We start from the raw sequence: 19538 nt of genomic DNA on the forward strand, positions 1-19538 counted from the left end.
GGAAGAGATACAAGAGAAAAGGTGAACATAAAAAAATGGCATGCAGTTGTCTGCTCTGCCAAGACTTGATGGTCTTCTTGTAAAGTGAATTTTGGGGATTCACTTGGTTAAGAAAAATAAATCAGACAATGGAATTACTTAGACATTTGCATTCCTTCGCGCATCATAGTCATGCACATTGTCATCATTTCATCACAGTCTTGCATTTTCTTCATCATCATGTCCATATCCATGTCCATCATGTTCATTTCAGTCATCTTCTCCATGCACATCTTCATGGTGTTCATCTTGGCCATCATATCCTCCATACACATGCTCATCATCATTTCCATACACATTTTTTCCATTTTAATTCCGCCTCTCAATATGGTTTAGTTGCCTATTTAAAATTACTATATTTTACTAGATAATTCAATACCAAATTGTGAAGATTTCTAGCTTATTCCAGCACTAAACTGGGAAAAGTAAAAGACAGCTCTTTTAAGGGCTGTCTTTTTGCGTGTTTTAAGATAAAAATGATTTTTTTTCTAACCCTTCTGATACAAAAAATAGCCGTTAGCCGTCTTACTTATAGCTGCAGCGGATAAGGAGGTATAAACAAAATGAAAATTCCGGAATCAGAAATATTTCAAAATATATTCTATGAACACTATCCCATTGTAAGACGTAAATTGGTGGCGTTGATCAGGGATGAAGCGGCTGCGGACGATTTGGCGCAGGATGTATTCCTGAGGCTGTATCGCAATCCACCGGATGATCCCGCGGCCCTGGGCGCATGGCTCCACAGGGTGCTGACCCGGATCGGATATGACTATATGACCCAGAAGGCCAGGGAACGCCGATTGCAGGACAAGCAGGAATTGTTCTTAGGCAGTGAAGCTACACCCCTAACTGGTGAAGACGTAGTGCTTCGTAAGCTGGATCAGGAGGGTGTACGGGAATGGCTGGATGAATTGCCGGAGCGTGACCGGCAGGTGCTGCTCCTGAAATACTCGGGCTACAGTTATGCAGAAATCGCCGGTGAGCTAGGGGTAAAGGCACCCGTAGTGGGTACGTTGCTTAACCGGGCTACCACAAGATTGAGGAAAACAGCAGCTAAATCCCAACCACAAATCGATTGAAAATTTTTAAAAAATTAAGGAGGGTGAAACCGATGACAAAACTTCCCCTGAACAACGATAGAGAGAAAAAAGCAACGGATGAGGCATGGGCCAGATTGCAAGCTACCCTTGACGGAGAGCCGATGAATTCCCGTTGGAATGAATGGGGGCTGACTTCAAAGATAGAAGAGGGGACTGCTGCAATAAGCTTGAGTCCTGAATTAACAGCTGAAGAGATGCCGGAGGAGGGGATAAGCGGAGTTTTGGATAACTCTACTGAGAATCAGGTGCCATTACGCCGCCGGAAAATGACCCGGCGCAGCAAATGGGTGGCGACGGCAGCGGGCGTGGCTGCTCTTGCCGTAATCCTAGCAACACCAGTTGGCAACACGGCCATGGCCGCGATTTTGAACCAGTTCCGCATGGAGACAGTCACAGCTGTCAATGAAAATGATGTGCGCAATATGTTCTACCAGCTCACCGATAGAGATAACTTCCATGAAGCAGTCAATGATTTTGGATCATTCGAGAGCACGCCTGGCATGGTTTCGGGAGATATGACCCCTGCACAAATACAGGAGACGTTGGGTTATTCTCCCTTGAGCGCTGCACTTCGGAATAATCATGGACAGCTATTCGTTTCGTCTTCCCAGGAGATTAAGCTTAGTCTAAATGTTCAAAAAACAAACGAAGTCATGAAGCGATTAGGAGCGGTAAAGCTGCTGCCTGAATCCGTGGATGGTAAGCCGATTACGCTGCATATTCCTGAGATTGTAAATTATAATCTTGCAGAAGGTAAAAATGATTGGGCAAGCTTGCAGCAGATGAAGACACCAGTAGTGACGGTAGATCCTTCCATTAAAGTAGAGGAAGCGCTGGAAGCGGTGATCAACTTCCCGCTACTCCCTGAAAGCCTAAAGAGCAGTTTGCAGCAAACCGGGATCTTATCAGGTGAAATTCCAATGCCGGTATTTGTTAACGATAATAGCGAACAAGTTCAGGTAGCTGATGTAACGGTTATGCTGCAAACGATCGTTATGGGTAAGGATTATAAGAATTACAGTGCCGTTTGGGTGAAGGACGGACAGTTGTTCAACTTTAATGGAGGCAATACATTCAATAGTAAAGAGAAATTGATGGCTAAACTGCAGGAGTTGATCCAATCATGAGTGTTGCTGCGATCGAAACCACAGGACTTAGCAAGACATATGATAACGGCCGTGGCTGCCAAAATGTCACGATTACTGTAGGGAAAGGGGAAGCCTTCGGCTTCCTCGGCCCCAACGGGGCGGGCAAGAGTACATTTGTCAAAATGCTCGTGGGGTTGATTAAGCCAACGAGCGGCACCGCTTCTCTGATGGGACACAGAATCGGTACGCTGGACGCTAAATCACTGATCGGGTATTTGCCGGAGTTGTACCGTTATCAGGAGTGGTTGACAGGCCAAGAGGTGGTAAGTCTGCATGCCCGGCTCAGCCGGATGGCGTCTACTTCCATAGAGAGGCGAGTTCGCGAGGTCATGGAAGAAGTCGGGATCGGTATCCGTAGCCGGGATAAGGTCAAGCACTATTCCAAGGGAATGCAGCAGCGGCTGGGATTAGCCTGTGCGCTGGTGGCTGATCCCGCAATCATTTTTCTGGACGAGCCTTCCTCGGCGATGGACCCGATTGGACGCAGCGAAGTGCGCAGTATCCTGAAGAGGCTCAAGAGTCAGGGAAAGACTATATTTCTCAACTCCCACCTGCTGGAGGATGTTGAAATGCTGTGCGACCGAATGGCGCTGCTGAATAACGGCGTTATTCTGCGGCACGGCAGTGTATCTGAGGTGCTGCACAAGCGAATGAGCTGGCTTTTTAAAGTTGGCGGCTATTCGCCTTTTTTGCTGTCTTGGCTGGAAGAGAGAACTGGTCTTGTAATCAAACTGGACATTGACGCGAAGAGAGACGGAAACGCCTTAGCCCCGGCACAAGCCGAGGACAGCAGTGTAGTGTGGCTGGAAGCCGAGCTGGATAGCGAAGAGCAGGTGGGCTGGCTAAATTCGCTGATTATGGAGCAGGGGATGACATTATATGAAGTTTCCCGTAAAAAAGAACGTCTAGAAGAATGGTTTGTGAACGCCCTGTCTGGGCTGAACCATCGAGGTGAGCGATAATGGGCATCATTATGGGGATGACATGGAAAGAAATGCTGCGTAAACGCGTCATGGTATTAACGATGCTGATGACCCTAGTTTTTTTAATGGCCTTTTGGTTTGTGGCAGCCAGTTTGGGAAGGCATGGGATTCCTGATGAGGGCTGGAGTCAAAGTGGTGCCGAATTGCTGATTGCCAGGTTTACCAATGGGACAATTATACTGACGCTTGGATTCTTCTTTGGCTCATTCGTACTGGCGTTTCTGGCTATTTTCAGTTCTTTCTCAGCCATCGCGGGAGAAGCAGAGCAAGGAGTGCTGCAGGCACTGCTGCCCCGGCCGCTCCCGCGATGGAAATGGTATCTGGGTCGCTGGATGGGTTTTGTTACGCTGGGTCTGGGTTATGCCTTGCTCTTATATGTTGCTATTATGATGATCACAAAATTTCATGCAGCAATACCAATGGACTTTACCGCGTGGATCTTGTCATTTCTATTGTTTGCATCTGCGGTTCCTGTGCTGGTGACGGTATCTATGCTGGGATCGAGCTGGTTCTCGGCGCTGGGGAATGGTGTATTTATGACCATGTTATATGGGGCGGGCTGGCTAGGGGGAATGATTGAAAAGCTGTCGACCTCGATTGGCCTGGAGCCTGACATTATGAATTCGCTGAAAAATATGACGGGATTCATTTCACTGCTCATGCCGGTAGACGGATTGCAGCGAAAGATGCTATCGGAGCTGTTCAATTTGAAAGAGCTCGGAAGTGTAGTTTCGCTACAAACCGCTGCATTCGGAATCAACAATTTTGTCAATGTTCCATCAGGCACTTTCGTTATGTATGGCGCCGGATATACCATAGTAGCATTTTTGCTAGGCCTGTGGATATTTGGGCGCAAGGATCTCTGAGGCCGCGTAATGCGACCAGGAAATCCCACCAATCACAAAAGCAGCCCTTTTTGGCTTCCGTATGAACGGGAAGTCAGAAAGGGCGCTTTTGCTTGCCGCGGGGAATCAAATCTTTACACCAAGCTCAATCCAGTCTGAAGACCAGTTGCTGATTTCCCCAAGGATCGGGGCTAGCGCATGACCTTTACTCGTAAGCGAATACTCGATTCGCACCGGCATTTCCGGATAGACTTTGCGTTCGATAATTCCCTCATTCTCCATTTCCTTCAGACGGTCAGACAAGACTTTACCGCTGAGGTTCGAAAGACAGCTCTCAATTTCGCCAAATCGACGAGGGCCTGGGATGAGTACGAAAGCAATCAGGGCCACCCACCGTTTGCTCAATAGATCAACGGCTTTCTCGAAGCGCGGACACATGTCGAAATCATTCATTGGCATCACCTCTGCATTCATTATATCACAAACTTACATTAAGTAATTATAAATATTAAAATATATATTATAACTTGACGAAGTTATATTACAATGATAAACTAACTTACAAATAGTTACTTGTTTAGTGCAGCCTAATTGCAGCAATATTCTGTTTAACAAACATAACCTATAAATGAACTCAAGGAAGGTGTACTCATGATTAAACCTGATATCATTTCTATTCTACAAAATAAAATTAAGAAGATTACGATGGATGAGTCCACCAATATATTGGTAGGCCCGATTACTCTGCCAGTCAATCTGGACGGGGAGACGGTGACTTTTAAATGGTATAACTGGTTGAAAGTTACTGATGAAGAACGGCTTCAAGAAGACGGTCCGGAAGCTACAGAAGCCCTGATTAAACGTTTATCTTCCCTGAATCTTGCTGAGGGACAACAGTCGAGCGTATTGGTCTACGGCGACTTTGAAGGTTCTGAGGATGCGCTGATCCGTATGCACAGCATCTGCCATACCGGGGATATCTTCGGTAGCAAGCGTTGCGATTGCGGCTTCCAGTTGCATCAATCCATGAAAATGATCGTAGAGAATGGCTCTGGCGCCTTGTTCTATCTCGCCAACCATGAAGGAAGAGGCATTGGCTTGTTCAGCAAGGCGATGGCTTATATTTTGCAGGAAGAAGGATACGATACGGTAGAGGCCAATTTGGAGCTTGGTTTTGCAGATGATTCCCGGAACTACTCCGATGCGATCAGCGTGCTGCAGCACCTGCGCCACAAACCTGTCACCCTAATTACCAACAACCCGAGAAAGCTGGAAGCTTTGAAGGCGGCGGGAATGAATGTTGTGAAAAGAGTACCGCTCTGGGGCGATGTTTCCTCCTTCAACGAGAAGTATCTGCGGACCAAGGTTACTCGTTCAGGTCATCTAAACGACGATAACAACGGCGAGCAACGCGACAATATTAGAATCGTTTAATGCTTATAACTTTTAAGCGGCTTCCATACACAATCTGGAAGCCGCTTATTTTGGCTAGTGCTTTTTCACGTTGTGCATTATAATATTAATCTGTTCATTCAACTCTTAGTTTAGCGAGGTATAATATGGCTGCCATTCAAGTGCAGGACTTAAGAAAGACATTTAAAGTCCAGAAAAACCGCGAGGGCCTCAAAGGGGCCTTCGCTGATTTGTTTAAACGGGAATACACTGAAGTCACCGCAGTCAAGGACATTTCCTTCACGATTCCCGAAGGAGAAATCTGCGGGTACATCGGGGAGAACGGAGCCGGGAAATCCACAACGATCAAGATGCTAACCGGTATTCTTGTGCCGACCTCCGGTGTACTTTCGGTTGGTGGTTATGTGCCGTATGAAGAACGGGAGAAGTTCGTTCGTAATATCGGCGTAGTATTCGGACAGCGCAGCCAGCTATGGTGGGATATCGGCGTTATTGAATCCTTCCAGCTGCTGCGCAAGGTGTACCGTGTATCGGAAGCTGACTTCAAGAAGAGACTGGACGAGCTGGTGGAACGGCTTGAGCTGCAAGATCTCTTGAATCGCCCGGTGCGTAAGCTCAGTCTGGGGCAACGGATGCGCTGTGAGCTTGTGGCGGCACTGCTGCACAATCCTTCGATCTTGTTCCTTGATGAGCCGACGATTGGACTGGATATTGTGGTGAAATCGGAGATTCGCGACTTCCTCAAGGATATGAACCGTGAGCATGGCACGACCATTCTTCTGACGACACATGACCTGCAGGATATTGAAGCACTCTGCTCCCGCGTCATTATGCTGGATGACGGACGGATTATTTATGACGGAGGTTTGGAAGAGCTGAAGCAACGCTGGGGAACCGGCCGGGAAGTGCTATTCCAATTCGGAACGGCCACCAAGCTTGGACAGCTCAATCATTGGACGGACGGCATGCCGGTGACCTGGTCTGCGGAGAATGACCTGAATGCCAAAGCGTGGATTCCACTGGACCTGAACGTATCTGATGTGCTGGGACGCGTGGTCGGACAGGCTGACATCACAGACATCAAAATCATTGAGACGAATACGGACGATATCGTGCGTAGCATCTACCAGTCTGGCTCTGCCGAGAAGCCGGAAGAAGCACGAGGAGAGCTGGACGGGAAAGAGGTTGTTCATGTCTAAAATGCTCGGTGTGGCACCTTCATCCCCGAGTGGTTCCACGGGCAGGCCCGACTCCGGGGGCAACAGCCGCAAACTGTTGCTCGGTGCCTATATGGACTTCATTCGCATTCGTTTTCTAACGATGCTGGCTTACCGGGTGAATTATTACTCGGGTATCCTAATCTATACGCTGAACATCGGGGTCAACTATTTTACCTGGAAAGCAATCTACGGTGACGGACAGGCACTTGGCGGCTTTACGGCTGCCCAAATGACCACCTACGTTGCAGTTTCCTGGATGGCGCGCGCGTTTTACTTTAACAATTTAGACAGGGAAATCTCGACGGATATACGGGATGGCAGTATCGCTATCCAATTCATCCGGCCTTATAACTATGTACTGGTTAAAATGATGCAGGGACTTGGAGAAGGGCTCTTCCGGTTTATGCTGTTTATGATCCCCGGTATGGCTATTGCCATGCTGCTGTTCCCGGTGAATCTGCCGACGGAGCCGTCTGCTTGGATCGGATTCCTGGTCATGCTGTTCTTCAGCTTCCTGATCAACTCACAGATTAACGTGATCACGGGTCTGCTGGCCTTCTTCGTGGAAAATAACGAGGGCATGATGCGGATGAAACGTGTTGTCGTCGATCTGTTCTCGGGTCTTATCGTGCCAATCAGCCTGTTTCCGGGCTGGATGTCCTCCGTGCTTGAAGTGTTGCCGTTTCAGGCAATCACGTACCTGCCGGGTTCCGTATTCACGGGACGGGTACAGGGCGTTGGAATATGGAATGTGTTAGGGGTTCAGGTTCTCTGGTTCCTGCTGCTTCTCATTCCGATTGTCTGGCTATACCATGCAGCGCGGAAGCGTCTGTTCGTGCAGGGAGGTTGAGGAAGGTTGTATTACTTTGGATTAGTGATAGAGTATCTTAAAAATTATATGAAGACCCGGCTGACCTACCGTGCTGACTTTTGGGTAGAGGTCATATCGGATTTGTTGTTTCAAGCAACGAACTTTATTTTCATTCTTGTTATATTCATGCATACCAACAGCCTTGGCGGCTGGAATCAGAACGAAGTGGTGTTCGTCTACGGCTTCTTTATGGTGCCGTTCGGCGTTTTCAGCTGTTTCGTGAATATGTGGGGTTTCAGCGAGCGCTATATCGTCAAGGGTGAGATGGACCGTATTCTGACGCGTCCAGCGCATAACCTGTTTCAGATTTTCCTGGAAAATATAGACCCGCCGGCGCTGGTTGGCTCCTTCATCGGCCTCATCATCATGGCCATCAGCGGGTCCAATCTTGGCCTTCCGTTTGAATGGTGGACGATACCGGTGCTGATCCTCTTTACACTGAGCGCGGTAGCGATCTATACAGGTATCTATACCGCCTTGACTTCGCTGTCGTTCTATTCGGATGCACCAACAGGGATTCTCCCGCTGATGTACAACATTCAGTCGTATGGCCGTTATCCGGTGACGATCTATAACCGGGCGATTCAGGTGTTACTCACCTGGATTATCCCGTTTGCGTTTGTGGGAATCTATCCAGCGGCGCTCTTCCTGCAGCGTGACGAGATGAAGGGCATGGCGCTATTGACGCCTGTTGTTGGCTTGGTATTCCTCGGTATTGGTCTGATGGCCTGGAACTATGGGGTACGACGTTATAAAGGCGCTGGCTCTTAAAATAGCAGACTGTTGTCCAATCTAAAGCAGTTCGGAACATGAAGTTCCGAGCTGCTTTTTTGGTGTGTGCTGATGCCGATTATAATAAACTTCATTTAACATCCTGATAAATACTTTAAAATAGCAAATATAGTTTGGACTACATTGGAGTTCCCAAAATGAAGGAGGAGCATTATGAACAGCAAATTATTAAAGAATAGGTTCTATGATGATCTCCCACGCGCGAATTTGGAGATTGCAGATACCTTTGCGAATGCTTTTGAATCTAGTAGGGTCACGAGCGAGGCTTGGAACCTTATCTTAAAGTGGGTGAACCAAACTGTTGCTGATGCGCCTATCAATACTCCTTGTGAGTTTTTACCTTTTTGTGCGCTGCAGGCGCTGGGGCTTATTTCTATTATGCAGATCTTTTAAGAAAGCAGGTCATTCTCGAAAAGTGTCAAGCGGCTATGAATGATGACAGATGGCGAATGCGCGAAGCAGCAGCCATGGCACTCCAACGGATAGGGATTTTCTTCGTAGTTCCCCCTCAAATTAATTTTCTTTGCGGTGAACGATCTATTTCACGACAAGAACACATGTTCGCTATCGGTAAATATCGCATTTTTTTCGCTTGAAAAGCGAAGCGATTGGATGTTCAGATAGGTGAATTAAAGGCGTTATGACTTATTTGCGATATTAATGAACAATAATAATCATATGTCGAGAAAAATGATGTTTTTACGTATATAGAACATATGTTCTATTTTACTGAAAATCGCATTTAATTTGTACTAGCCAGGCAAAGCAATGTATAGGTTCTGGTTGACCCTCATTGCTTTATGGGCCTAATTATTGCTCGAATTGTCATTCCAATAATTTAGCTAAAGTGGGAACGCATTTCCGACAAGAAGGCTGACAATGCAGGTGTCATTAAAGTGTCTTTTCGCATAATGAACACGGTTTTGGCAGTGGCATGTTTGTCAGAAATCATATGACAGCGGACACGGCCTTGCTGCTCCGACACGACTACCATGGAACGAGGCATAAGCGAAATGCCCAGACCGGCGCTGACGCAGCCGATGATCGTTTCGAGTGACGCGAACTCCATCATTTTATCGGGTGAGATACCTTCTTCCTGAAGCAGCTGGCTTAATTTGGACCGATAGGTGCAACCGCTTGGAAAGACAAGAACCGTGCGAAGCTGTATGTCACGGATGGTCTGAACGGGCGGATGAGAAAGGGGTGTGACAAGTACCATTTCTTCATCAATGACATTTTCTTGAACCAATTCTGGATGCTCCACAGGACCTGAGACGAATGCTCCGTTTAACTCATAATGAAGAACCCCATGAAGATGCTGCTCGGTCGGACCTGTGATTAAAGAAATGTCGACCGCCGGATATTCGGCGTGATATTTAGTAAGCAGCGCAGGCAGCCGAACGGCAGCAGTGACTTCCAGGGACCCGATGTGTAGTTGTCCTGCAGGAACAGCAGCGTCTCCAACGGCCAATCTCGCTTCTTGAATAACATGCAATATTTTCTCCGCATAGGTAATCAGGGTTTGGCCGGAAGGGGTAAGTGTAATGCCTCGATTGTGACGGTAAAACAACTGTGTCTGCAAATCGGCTTCCAACTGTTGAATCTTATGCGTCACATTGGATTGGGCAAAGTTTAATTTTTGCGCTGCTTTGGATATACTTCCTTCCTGGGCTGTGGTGAAAAACACTTTGAGCAACTGAATATCCATATTGTCCTCCTGTAAAGTTAGTTTGGGTATCTTGATTATAGATATTTGGCATCATGATTCTGTATTATACATGATAGCAGATATCATTGTATGATGAGTGGGCAGATAAATATAATTACCTATTAAAAGGTAGACAAAGGAGATAACAACATGAGTTTTCAAGATAAAGTGGTAGTAGTTACAGGCGGAAGCAGCGGTATTGGAAAGGCAGTAGCGATTGAGTTAGTACAGCAAGGTGCAAATGTAGTGATTAATGGGCGCCGTGAGCAACTCTTGGTAGAAGCTGCTAAGGAAATCGATCCAACAGGTAAACACATCGCTTATGTCATCGGCGACATTTCAGATCCACAAATTACGGAAAGTTTGATTACAGAAGGATTATCGCGCTTTGGACGTATAGATACTTTGGTGAACAATGCTGGCATTTTTATATCGAAATCATTCACAGACTACACTAAGGAAGACCTTGAATCCAAGCTGGCGGTCAATCTCACAGGATTCTTCCACGTGACCCAACGTGCGGTGACGGAGATGCTGAAGACGGGTTCCGGTCACATCGTTAACATCACAGCGAGTGGGGCCGTTGAGCAGCCTATCAAAGGTGTGCCTTCTGTTCTTGCTGCGCTGACTAAAGGCGGCTTGGCGGCGGCAACGAAATCACTTGCTATTGAGTATGCTGATAAAGGCATTCGCGTAAACGCAGTAGCGCCAGGGATTATCAAAACGCCGATGCACCCTGTAGAGACACATGATTTTTTGGCTAAGCTGCATCCTGTTGGTGTAATGGGCGAGGCTCAAGATATTGTGAATGCTATTCTGTATCTGGAATCTGCCCAATTCGTAACTGGTGAGATCCTTCACGTCGATGGCGGTCAAAGTGCTGGTCGGTGGTAATCTATAAAACATCATGCAAACGGGAATCATACTTGAATTCATAAAATGAACGGAGGAGGATGTATATGCTATATGAGCTGCGGATTTATCATGTAATTCCTGGCCGCATGCAATCTATACTGGATCGATTCCGGGACGGTACAATAACAATTTTCGCCAAACATCATATGAAGGTCACTGAATTTTGGGTGGAAGCGGATGAATCCACGAATCGGTTGTACTACGTACTTGAGCACCCGGATCTGGCTGCGCGGGAACAGAACTTTAAGGCTTTTCAAGAAGATCCGGAGTGGCTTGAGCTTAAGGAAAGAACGGAACAAAACGGGCCCTTACATGAGAAAATCGACGTTGTTTATCTGAAAAAAGCAGATTTTTTTCCAGATAGGGTAAGAATCTAAGAGATAGTGATAACTAAAAATCTGCTATAACTCCATAAATAGATGTTCTGACATGTTATACGGACAATTGAAAAACAATAAGTTAATTTACATCGCCTTACGGGGCGATGTTTTTCTTTTCTTAGAGTCGTAGTTGACAATGAACTTTTATTTTAATATATTATATGCATACGCATGCATCTATATTTCATGATGCTGGTATTACAACTTGCAAGTTGATTACAGATCAAATTGCATATACAGAGGAGAGAAATCATGAATTATTTATTCAGTCCGTTTGAACTCAGTTCCTTGCAATTGAAGAACCGTGTCGTTATGCCTCCGATGTGTCAATATTCCGTAGTCAACAAAGATGGTATTGCTAATGACTGGCACTACAATCACTATGTTAGCCGGGCGGTTGGTGGAGCTGGATTGATCATTATAGAAATGACAGATGTAGACCCGGATGGTCGTATCTCTGATTACGATCTTGGAATCTGGAACGATGAGCAAATCCCTGCTCTAGCTAGAATTGTAGATGCCGTGCATGCTCATGGTGCAAAGGTTGGAATTCAGATTGCCCATGCTGGACGTAAAGCAGAGGATGCTGCCGTTCCGGTTGCGCCTTCAGCTATTCCTTTTAGCTCTAAATCCAAGACTCCGCGGGAACTTACTACTGATGAAGTGAAAGGTATGGTGGAGAAGTTCCGTCTCGGGGTTAAACGCGCGGTGCAGGCTGGAGTGGACGTCATCGAGCTGCATGGTGCACATGGCTACCTCATTCACCAATTCCATTCACCGTTAACGAATCGCAGAACAGATGAATACGGTCAGGATTTAACTTTGTTTGGTAAAGAAGTGATTGTTGCAGCCAAAGGTGAGATGCCTGAAGGCATGCCATTAATCATGCGGATCTCTGCCAAGGAATACACGGATGGAGGATATGATTTGCCTGAGGCTGTGGAAATCAGTAGAGCGTACAAGGAAGCAGGGGTGGATATATTCCATGTCAGCTCTGGGGGTGAAGGTCCTGTAACCGCTGCTAATGCCCCGGGAACACAGGCGGCCTATCAGATTTCGCTAGCTAGAGAGATTAAGCAGAAATTGCAAGTTCCGGTTATTGCCGTAGGTAAGTTGGATGATCCGGCAGTTGCGAACGCAGTTGTTGCTAATGAAGATACTGACCTTGTTGCCGTAGGCCGAGGCATGTTGAAGAATCCATACTGGGCATTGAATGCTGCTGACTCGCTGAAACAGGAGAATAGCATCCCTAAACAGTACGCGATGGGATTTCGTTAATCCAGATTTGAGGAGGATGGAATGACAAAAACTAACCCTCTGCTTATTGTAGTATTGGCTTTAGGTGTATTCGGAATCATCACAACGGAGATGGGAATTATCGGCGTGCTACCTCAAGTAGCGCAGAAATTCAATATTTCTACCTCAGAGGCAGGTTGGCTGGTTAGTGTATTTGCCTTGGTCGTTGCCTTGTCTGGACCTTTTGTAACCTTGTTCTCTTCGGGGATCAATCGTAAATTCATTTTGTTAATCGCTGTGCTGCTGTTTGCGATCTCTAACGTTGTTTATATTTTCGCTTCAAGCTTTAATGTAATGCTGGCATTCCGAATTATACCAGCTTTAGCGCATCCTGCTTTCTTTTCTGTAGCTCTTGTAGTGGCAGGCTCACTGGTTTCTCCAGAGAAAAGTAGTCAAGCGGTAACCAAAGTATTTACAGGGATAACAGCAGGCTTTGCCTTTGGTGTACCTTTGACCTCTTTTCTTGCGGAGCGGATTTCCGTTGAAGTTGCCTTCATGTTTGGTGCCATAATTAGTATCATAGCCTTTATCGGCATATTGATCTGGCTTCCTTCAATGCCTGTTAAAGAAAAAATGACTTATGGAGAACAACTCAGCGTTTTACGTAAACCTGCTTTGTGGTTAAATATAGCAGCTGTTGCGTCTTTATTTGCCGCTATGTTCTCTGTATATAGCTATTTTGCCGAATATCTCGGACAAATAACACAAATGAATGGCTCCTGGATCAGCATCATGTTATTCATTTTCGGAGTGGTCATGATTTTGGGGAACTTCATATTTGGCGGGTTCGTGCAGAAAAATATTACGCTCACAACAGCATTGTTTCCTCTAATTTTCCTAGGTATTTATGTGATGTTATATTTTTTAGGAAATCATTTTATTGCTATGTTTGCACTGATTTTCTTATGGGGTATTGTACACGCCGGTGGACTTATCATTGGTCAAAGCTGGCTAATTATCGAATCTCAATCAGCGCCTGAATTTGGAAACAGTTTGTTTGTAACCTTCACGAATTTAGGAATAACAATTGGAACAGCGGTCGGCGGCTGGTTTCTTGTGCAATGGGGAGTACATCAGCTTGTATGGTGCGGAATTGGATTTGCTGTGCTGGCCTTCCTATTGATTATCATTAGAATAAAAGTGTATGGTAAGCCCACAGCTAAGAAGCTGGAATTGCATCCCTAATTATTTATTTCACGATTGTATTGCAACAAGTGCTGCTGTGTATTGGACAAGGTAACCTGCGAGTGCATCATTAACTCTTACATTATCACTTATGATATTATAGGATAGATGGTCCACAGCGTTACCTTTAGAAAGGAAGTGTAAGATGACTACTACGTCTAATAATAATCTTATCGCTAACTGGTTAGCCTTTACACAAATGCAAAGTACTGTTGCGAATAAATTAGAGGCAAAGCTAATGGAAAAACATAATTATTCTTTAAATGATTTTTATTTGTTGATGTTTTTATCGCAAGCGCCTGAGAAAAAACTTCGATTGCAACAACTGGAATCCATGATCGGGCTGAGCCAAAGTGCGATATCCAGACTTGTGAGTCGTTTCGAAGCGCGAAGTTGTGGTGCGCTGGAAAGAATCTCTTGTGATGAAGATCGCCGCAGTATCTATACAGCGTTGACAGATCTCGGACAATCTAAAATAGATAGCGCTATGGTCACTTTTAATGAAGAATTGTCTAAGGCTTTCTCTACTGAGGAAGTTAGACAACTCTTTGAACAAATGACACTGCCTAAAAATCTGTGAACATAATTACCATAATAAGGGTATTTATCCCCAATTGGGCAGGACAAACAAAACACCTTTCAGAGAATGATCCCATATCAGAAGATGTGGTGAACGACTTTGGAGGTGTTTTTCTGTTTGTATGCACGGGATTACATACTAAACGAGATCATTTTAGGAAACAACATTGAAGTACAGTCGCTAGATCGGATGGCTTGACTTGGAGTGTACTCCAAGTTGTACATTTAACAGGCCACTATATTTCAAATCCATTCTAAAGAGATGAGATGCGGTGGACCCTGGATTTACATCTACAAGGAGGCTTCATTAACAATAATGTCCCAATTCCCTGGTAAGACTGAATGGGCTAATCTCATCCGGAAAATTCCGGAGCTAGTCACCTCCATCAAGGAAGCAGCACAGTTGACAGGCCTAACAGAAGATACAATTCGTTATTATGAGAAAATTGGATTGCTGCCCTATGCTGATCGGAAGAAAAACGGGCATCGGGTTTATAGCCGGGAACAAATTCATAGTATTCTTTTTCTGACCCGATTGAAAGCGACTGGAATGACGATAGCAGAAATGAAGAAATTTCAGGAAATGACGAGTTCTGGTGATGAGACCATACCTGGAAGACTGTCACTACTGGAGGAGCATAATCGGAATATTCAAAGTGAAATTGCCAGATTGTCTGAAATTCAAAAAATCATTGAGTTTAAAATTCAGAACTTTCGGGAGATTTTCGAAAATCCAAGCAGTACGAATTGCACGGAAACTTCAAAAGAAGAGTAGAGGTGATTGATAAATGCAGACAGCTATAAAAACAGTCATTATTACAGGTGGTAATACAGGACTCGGATTTGAAACGGCAAGAGTCATTGCCAGCTCTTCAACCGAGTGGCATGTCGTCATCGCATCACGCAGTCAGCAAAAAGGAAAGGAAGCGGCACAAGCTTTGATTCAGGATACTCGTAATCCCCATATAACTGCGATGGTATTGGATTTATCTTCGTTCTCGTCGATTGAGCAATTCGCAGACCAATTCACGAAGACAGATCTTCCTCCGCTTCATGCTATCGTCTGCAATGCCGGCGCCGCTTTTGTACAGGGCACTCAAGTAACCGCGGATGGCCTTGAGGCAACCTTTGGTGTCAATCATATGGGTCATTTCCTGCTTGTGCGGCTACTTTATAATCAACTGGAGGAGCCGGGTCGTATCGTTGTAGTCAGCAGTGATACGCACCAATCAAGGGGCAATTCCGCGACATCCGTTCGCTATGCAAGTCCGGGAACCATGGCCGACCCTGCGGCTTCAGATCAGAACCTGCACGATCTGAACGACTTTTCCAAGGGTATGGTCCGCTATGGGACTTCCAAGCTTACTAATCTGTATTTTACGTACGAACTGTCTCGCCGGGTTCAGCAGTCCAAGCCATCCGTATCCGTTGTCGCCTTTAATCCTGGGATGATGCCCGGTAAAGGCTCGGCACTGGCCAGGGACTATAATCCCGTTATGCAATTTGCCTGGAATCATATCATGCCATTATTCCGTTTCGTGAGTTCGGGTATACGTTCAACCAAACAGTCCGGCAATGATCTTGCTCAGTTAGTATTAAAAAAATCGGTGAAGAGTGGAACGTACTGGGACGGTACAAAGGACATTGCCTCCTCCGAAGAGTCCTACGATGTCAGTCGTGCAGTTGAGCTATGGGACTGGAGCAGTGAAAGAGTGGAGCTAAACAAGGAGCTATAACGTAAATAAACGAACTCACATTACAAATTTAGAAAACATATAAATCCGATAAGAAAATATAGAATAATCGTTGACAATTTCCTAAAATGAATTTAATATTAAATTGCGATTATCAATTATCGTAATTTAATAATTTTAGAGGTCGACCCTACCATTCGGAGGTCTCATTTTCCTGTAAGCTAACGCGACGGGAAGGTGAGATCTTTTTGTTTTGGAGAAAGGATTAGAACATGATGAGAGTTATGGATTTAGAGTTAAAACAGGTGGGAGAAAGTTATGGATCTTCCCAAGAATGGGGGGATGCCGCTTGAACCATTTTTGGAACACGCTACAGGAGGATTGGCCAATAGTTGTTGAAAAAACGTTGGAGCACATCCATTTGTCTCTACTTTCTCTGGCATTGGCTTGTCTGATTTCAATTCCTTTGGGAATCTATCTTTCGTACCATAAGAGAATGGCCAATTCTATTATTACAGTCGTTTCTGCCGTACAGACGATTCCCGTTCTGGCACTGTTCGGCTTTATGGTCCCAGTGTTCGGCATCGGATTTAAACCAGCCCTGATCGTGCTTACCTTCTATGGCATTTTGCCAGTACTCCAGAATACTTATGTGGGTATCACTTCAGTCAGTCCTGCACTGTCTGAAGCAGGTCGCGGGATGGGGATGTCAAACTGGCAGCTGCTATGGATGGTTCAAGCCCCAATCGCACGCAGCTATATTTTGGCAGGTGTAAGGCTTATGGCCATTCAGATGATTAGTATGGCTACAATCGGGACCTTCATTGCTGCTGGCGGGCTTGGAGATGTTATTACGGCTGGGATTAATGATATGAACACAGCGCGAATTCTCGAAGGTGCGATCCCTGTATCTGTACTGGTTGTTCTGATCAATATCGGACTGCTTCAACTCAATCGATTCTTAACGCCCAAAGGGCTGCGAAAGAATAAATCCTACTAAACAAATATGAAATGGAGAGAAAGTCATGCAAACATCTCAGAGATCATTCGTTCAGAAATTGAAAAAGCGTACGTTTAAGCAGGTAAGCATTCTGTTGTTGGCTATCCTTGTACTTGTTATTGCGGGTTGCAGTAATGCTAAGTCCTCTAAAATCGTTATCGCGACTAAGGGGAATACCGAGTCAAATATTATGCAACAGTTGCTTAAACTGATTGTGACGGAAAATACTTCGATTAATGTAGAAACCGTGAAGCTCGATAATAATATTCTCTGGGAAGCGATTAAGAAGGGTGATGTCGATGCCTATGTGGAGTATACGGGCACAGCTCTAATGAATATTTTAAAGCAGGCACCAGAGCGTGATCCTGAGAAGGTATATAACAAAGTGAAGACCATGCTGAACGAGCAGGAAAATCTGACCATGCTGGATCCGCTCGGGTTTGACAGTACGTACGCGTTTGCTATACGGAAGGAAGTTGCAGATAAATATGGGATTACTAATCTGACTCAATTGGCGAAGCATTCAAACCAATTGATATTTGCAGCAGAGCCGCTGATCGAAAAATCCAACCGTCCAGACGGATATAGACTCGTTAAGGAAGCGTACGGATTTAACTTTAAACAGCTTATGGGTATCTCCAGCCCACCACTGCAGCTGGAAGCTCTTAAAAATAAAGAAGCGGATGTAATTATAACCCTGGCTACGAAAGGTATTTTTGAGGTGAACAATCTCGTTCCGCTGGAGGACGATAAACATATCTTTATTCCTTACTACGCTGCACCGCTCGTACGCAATGAGACACTGAAAGCACATCCTGAACTTAAAGAAGTGCTTAATAAGCTGAGCAACAAAGTATCCCTTCAAGCCATTCGTGAGATGAACAGACAGGTAGACGCTGAGCAGAAAGAGCCGGAAGATGTGGCTAAAGCATGGTTGAAGCAAGAAGGTTTTCTGAAATAATTGATTGATAATTGAATTGGCAGCATTGCCGTTCGTATTGGGGAGGAGCTCTTATATGGGGAATCATAATCGTCAAATGTCACTTGGAGCAATGATGTTTTATCCATCCGGCGAGAATATTGCTAGCTGGCGACATCCGAAGGTGGACGCCTCGCAAATGCTGGATTTCGATTACTATAAAAATATCGTTCAGGCAGCGGAGCGCGCCAAATTCGATTTGTTCTTCTATGCGGACAATCTGTACGTCTGGGATCGCTATGATTCCAGCATCCGCGGGGCAAACAGCATCCGTCCGGAGCCGATTACGTTAATGGCTGCTTTGGCATCTGTTACGAAGCATATCGGACTGGCGCCTACGATTTCTACGTCGTACAACGAGCCTTATCATATAGCTCGGAAGATGGCAACGCTGGACCATTTTAGCAAGGGCCGAACCGCATGGAACGTAATCACCTCTTCAGCTGATGAAGAGGCACAAAATTTCAATAAGGAAACGCATCTGGAGCATAGCACGCGGTATAGACGAGCAGCCGAGTTCGTCGATATCACGCTGGGCCTGTTTGACAGTTGGGAAGAAGACAGCATTGTAATGAATAAGGAGTCGGGAGAATTCGCTGATCCTGAGAAGGTACACTACCTGAATCATTCCGGTGAGTTTTTCAAGGTTCGCGGGCCGCTTAATGTGTCCCGTCCGCCGCAGGGCCATCCTGTCCTGGTTCAGGCAGGTGCTTCCGAATCCGGAAAGGAACTCGCAGCGAGAACAGCCGAGATTATATTCTCTCCATTCGTTCCACTGGAAGATGCAAAGGCATTCTACCGGGATGTGAAGGGACGCTTGTCCAAATATGGCCGAGAGCCACATGAAGTGAAAATCATGCCGTCATTTATACCCATTGTCGGAAGGACAGAAGCCGAGGCCAAGGAGCAGCTTGAAATTGTCGGAGACCTGATCCCTGATGCATTATGCCGGGATCTGCTGTCACATTATTTAGGGCAGGACATCTCTCATTTGTCGCTGGACGAGCCGCTTCCTTTTATTCCTAGCCAGGAAAATAACAATCAGAGCAAGAGCAGAATTGATCGTGTTATCCAGCTGTTGGAAAAAGAGCGCCTAACGCCGCGTCAGTTGTTCAAAAAAATCTACAATAACAGCTTTGCAGGCACACCAGAGCAAGTTGCGGATGTGATGGAAACTTATTTTAAAGAAGAAGCGGCCGATGGATTCATTATGCCATTCGCGCATCTCCCAGGAGGCCTCGACGATTTTATAGAGCTAGTGTTGCCAGAACTTCGGCGCAGGGGACTATTCCGCACAGAATATCCTGGGGGTACGCTGCGGGATACCTTGGGCCTGACACGGCCAGTCAACCGTTATTCACGTTAAGAACACATGACAGGGAGGCTAA

General features: G+C 45.7%; 22 protein-coding genes. 19 read left to right on the plus strand and 3 right to left on the minus strand.

The window, feature by feature from the left end; genetic code table 11:
• Nucleotides 1–134: 134 nt before the first annotated feature.
• Nucleotides 135–347: a hypothetical protein gene (locus ACFVRY_RS21485; protein ID WP_066361351.1), complete on the minus strand. Its 213-nt coding sequence runs from the start codon at nucleotides 345–347 to the stop codon at nucleotides 135–137.
• 255 nt (nucleotides 348–602) lie between these two features.
• Here ACFVRY_RS21485 and ACFVRY_RS21490 point away from each other — a divergent pair, with 255 nt between their 5' ends.
• From ACFVRY_RS21490 to ACFVRY_RS21505, 4 genes are read left to right on the plus strand one after another with little or no spacing between them, the layout of a single operon-like run.
• On the plus strand, nucleotides 603–1121 hold the full coding sequence (locus tag ACFVRY_RS21490; RefSeq protein ID WP_387502342.1) for a sigma-70 family RNA polymerase sigma factor: 519 nt from the start codon (nucleotides 603–605) through the stop codon (nucleotides 1119–1121).
• 32 nt (nucleotides 1122–1153) lie between these two features.
• Nucleotides 1154–2269, plus strand: coding sequence for a hypothetical protein (locus ACFVRY_RS21495; RefSeq protein ID WP_387502343.1), 1116 nt, complete (start codon nucleotides 1154–1156; stop codon nucleotides 2267–2269).
• Nucleotides 2266–3252 carry an ABC transporter ATP-binding protein gene (locus ACFVRY_RS21500; RefSeq protein ID WP_387502344.1) on the plus strand — a complete coding sequence of 329 codons (987 nt, stop codon included), beginning with the start codon at nucleotides 2266–2268 and terminating at the stop codon, nucleotides 3250–3252. Before ACFVRY_RS21495 ends, ACFVRY_RS21500 begins: the two co-directional genes overlap by 4 nt.
• The gene (locus ACFVRY_RS21505) at nucleotides 3252–4139 is read left to right on the plus strand and encodes an ABC transporter permease subunit (protein ID WP_387502345.1); all 888 of its coding nucleotides are present in this window, start codon (nucleotides 3252–3254) and stop codon (nucleotides 4137–4139) included. Before ACFVRY_RS21500 ends, ACFVRY_RS21505 begins: the two co-directional genes overlap by 1 nt.
• Before the next feature lie 105 nt (nucleotides 4140–4244).
• Here ACFVRY_RS21505 and ACFVRY_RS21510 read toward each other — a convergent pair whose 3' ends face one another.
• The gene (locus ACFVRY_RS21510) at nucleotides 4245–4571 is read right to left on the minus strand and encodes a winged helix-turn-helix transcriptional regulator (RefSeq protein ID WP_066361338.1); all 327 of its coding nucleotides are present in this window, start codon (nucleotides 4569–4571) and stop codon (nucleotides 4245–4247) included.
• Nucleotides 4572–4769: 198 nt separating this feature from the next.
• Here ACFVRY_RS21510 and ACFVRY_RS21515 point away from each other — a divergent pair, with 198 nt between their 5' ends.
• The 5 genes from ACFVRY_RS21515 to ACFVRY_RS21535 all read left to right on the plus strand — a co-directional run bounded on the left by ACFVRY_RS21515 (nucleotide 4770) and on the right by ACFVRY_RS21535 (nucleotide 8807).
• Complete coding sequence (locus tag ACFVRY_RS21515; RefSeq protein ID WP_387502346.1) at nucleotides 4770–5552, plus strand: GTP cyclohydrolase II; 783 nt, start codon at nucleotides 4770–4772, stop codon at nucleotides 5550–5552.
• A 125-nt stretch (nucleotides 5553–5677) separates the two neighbouring features.
• Nucleotides 5678–6730: an ABC transporter ATP-binding protein gene (locus ACFVRY_RS21520; protein WP_387502347.1), complete on the plus strand. Its 1053-nt coding sequence runs from the start codon at nucleotides 5678–5680 to the stop codon at nucleotides 6728–6730.
• A 76-nt stretch (nucleotides 6731–6806) separates the two neighbouring features.
• Nucleotides 6807–7601, plus strand: a complete 795-nt coding sequence (locus ACFVRY_RS21525; RefSeq protein WP_066365165.1) for an ABC transporter permease — start codon at nucleotides 6807–6809, stop codon at nucleotides 7599–7601.
• Nucleotides 7602–7649: 48 nt separating this feature from the next.
• Nucleotides 7650–8393 (plus strand): ABC transporter permease, encoded by a 744-nt coding sequence (locus tag ACFVRY_RS21530; RefSeq protein ID WP_387502461.1) that lies wholly within the window; start codon nucleotides 7650–7652, stop codon nucleotides 8391–8393.
• A 174-nt stretch (nucleotides 8394–8567) separates the two neighbouring features.
• A complete protein-coding gene (locus tag ACFVRY_RS21535) occupies nucleotides 8568–8807 on the plus strand; it encodes a hypothetical protein (protein ID WP_387502348.1) in 240 nt (79 codons plus the stop codon).
• Between the two features lie 445 nt (nucleotides 8808–9252).
• Here ACFVRY_RS21535 and ACFVRY_RS21540 read toward each other — a convergent pair whose 3' ends face one another.
• Nucleotides 9253–10122 (minus strand): LysR family transcriptional regulator, encoded by an 870-nt coding sequence (locus tag ACFVRY_RS21540; RefSeq protein WP_387502349.1) that lies wholly within the window; start codon nucleotides 10120–10122, stop codon nucleotides 9253–9255.
• A 150-nt stretch (nucleotides 10123–10272) separates the two neighbouring features.
• Here ACFVRY_RS21540 and ACFVRY_RS21545 point away from each other — a divergent pair, with 150 nt between their 5' ends.
• The 10 genes from ACFVRY_RS21545 (at nucleotide 10273) to ACFVRY_RS21590 (ending at nucleotide 19516) form a co-directional block, all read left to right on the plus strand.
• Nucleotides 10273–11016 carry an SDR family NAD(P)-dependent oxidoreductase gene (locus ACFVRY_RS21545; protein ID WP_387502350.1) on the plus strand — a complete coding sequence of 248 codons (744 nt, stop codon included), beginning with the start codon at nucleotides 10273–10275 and terminating at the stop codon, nucleotides 11014–11016.
• Nucleotides 11017–11081: 65 nt separating this feature from the next.
• Nucleotides 11082–11414 carry an NIPSNAP family protein gene (locus ACFVRY_RS21550; protein WP_387502351.1) on the plus strand — a complete coding sequence of 111 codons (333 nt, stop codon included), beginning with the start codon at nucleotides 11082–11084 and terminating at the stop codon, nucleotides 11412–11414.
• Between the two features lie 255 nt (nucleotides 11415–11669).
• The gene (locus tag ACFVRY_RS21555; protein WP_387502352.1) at nucleotides 11670–12695 is read left to right on the plus strand and encodes an NADH:flavin oxidoreductase/NADH oxidase; all 1026 of its coding nucleotides are present in this window, start codon (nucleotides 11670–11672) and stop codon (nucleotides 12693–12695) included.
• A gap of 21 nt (nucleotides 12696–12716) precedes the next feature.
• On the plus strand, nucleotides 12717–13898 hold the full coding sequence (locus ACFVRY_RS21560; protein WP_387502353.1) for an MFS transporter: 1182 nt from the start codon (nucleotides 12717–12719) through the stop codon (nucleotides 13896–13898).
• A 145-nt stretch (nucleotides 13899–14043) separates the two neighbouring features.
• Nucleotides 14044–14478: a MarR family winged helix-turn-helix transcriptional regulator gene (locus tag ACFVRY_RS21565; protein WP_387502354.1), complete on the plus strand. Its 435-nt coding sequence runs from the start codon at nucleotides 14044–14046 to the stop codon at nucleotides 14476–14478.
• 315 nt (nucleotides 14479–14793) lie between these two features.
• Nucleotides 14794–15252, plus strand: a complete 459-nt coding sequence (locus ACFVRY_RS21570; RefSeq protein WP_387502355.1) for a MerR family transcriptional regulator — start codon at nucleotides 14794–14796, stop codon at nucleotides 15250–15252.
• Nucleotides 15253–15265: 13 nt separating this feature from the next.
• On the plus strand, nucleotides 15266–16213 hold the full coding sequence (locus tag ACFVRY_RS21575; protein ID WP_387502356.1) for an SDR family NAD(P)-dependent oxidoreductase: 948 nt from the start codon (nucleotides 15266–15268) through the stop codon (nucleotides 16211–16213).
• A gap of 307 nt (nucleotides 16214–16520) precedes the next feature.
• Nucleotides 16521–17171, plus strand: coding sequence for an ABC transporter permease (locus ACFVRY_RS21580; protein ID WP_387502357.1), 651 nt, complete (start codon nucleotides 16521–16523; stop codon nucleotides 17169–17171).
• A 25-nt stretch (nucleotides 17172–17196) separates the two neighbouring features.
• Nucleotides 17197–18132 carry a glycine betaine ABC transporter substrate-binding protein gene (locus ACFVRY_RS21585; RefSeq protein ID WP_387502358.1) on the plus strand — a complete coding sequence of 312 codons (936 nt, stop codon included), beginning with the start codon at nucleotides 17197–17199 and terminating at the stop codon, nucleotides 18130–18132.
• A gap of 55 nt (nucleotides 18133–18187) precedes the next feature.
• Nucleotides 18188–19516 carry an LLM class flavin-dependent oxidoreductase gene (locus tag ACFVRY_RS21590; RefSeq protein WP_387502359.1) on the plus strand — a complete coding sequence of 443 codons (1329 nt, stop codon included), beginning with the start codon at nucleotides 18188–18190 and terminating at the stop codon, nucleotides 19514–19516.
• The last annotated feature ends 22 nt before the right edge of the window (nucleotides 19517–19538 follow it).

Source organism: Paenibacillus sp. NPDC057934, from assembly GCF_042887565.1.
GTDB lineage: Bacteria > Bacillota > Bacilli > Paenibacillales > Paenibacillaceae > Paenibacillus_AQ.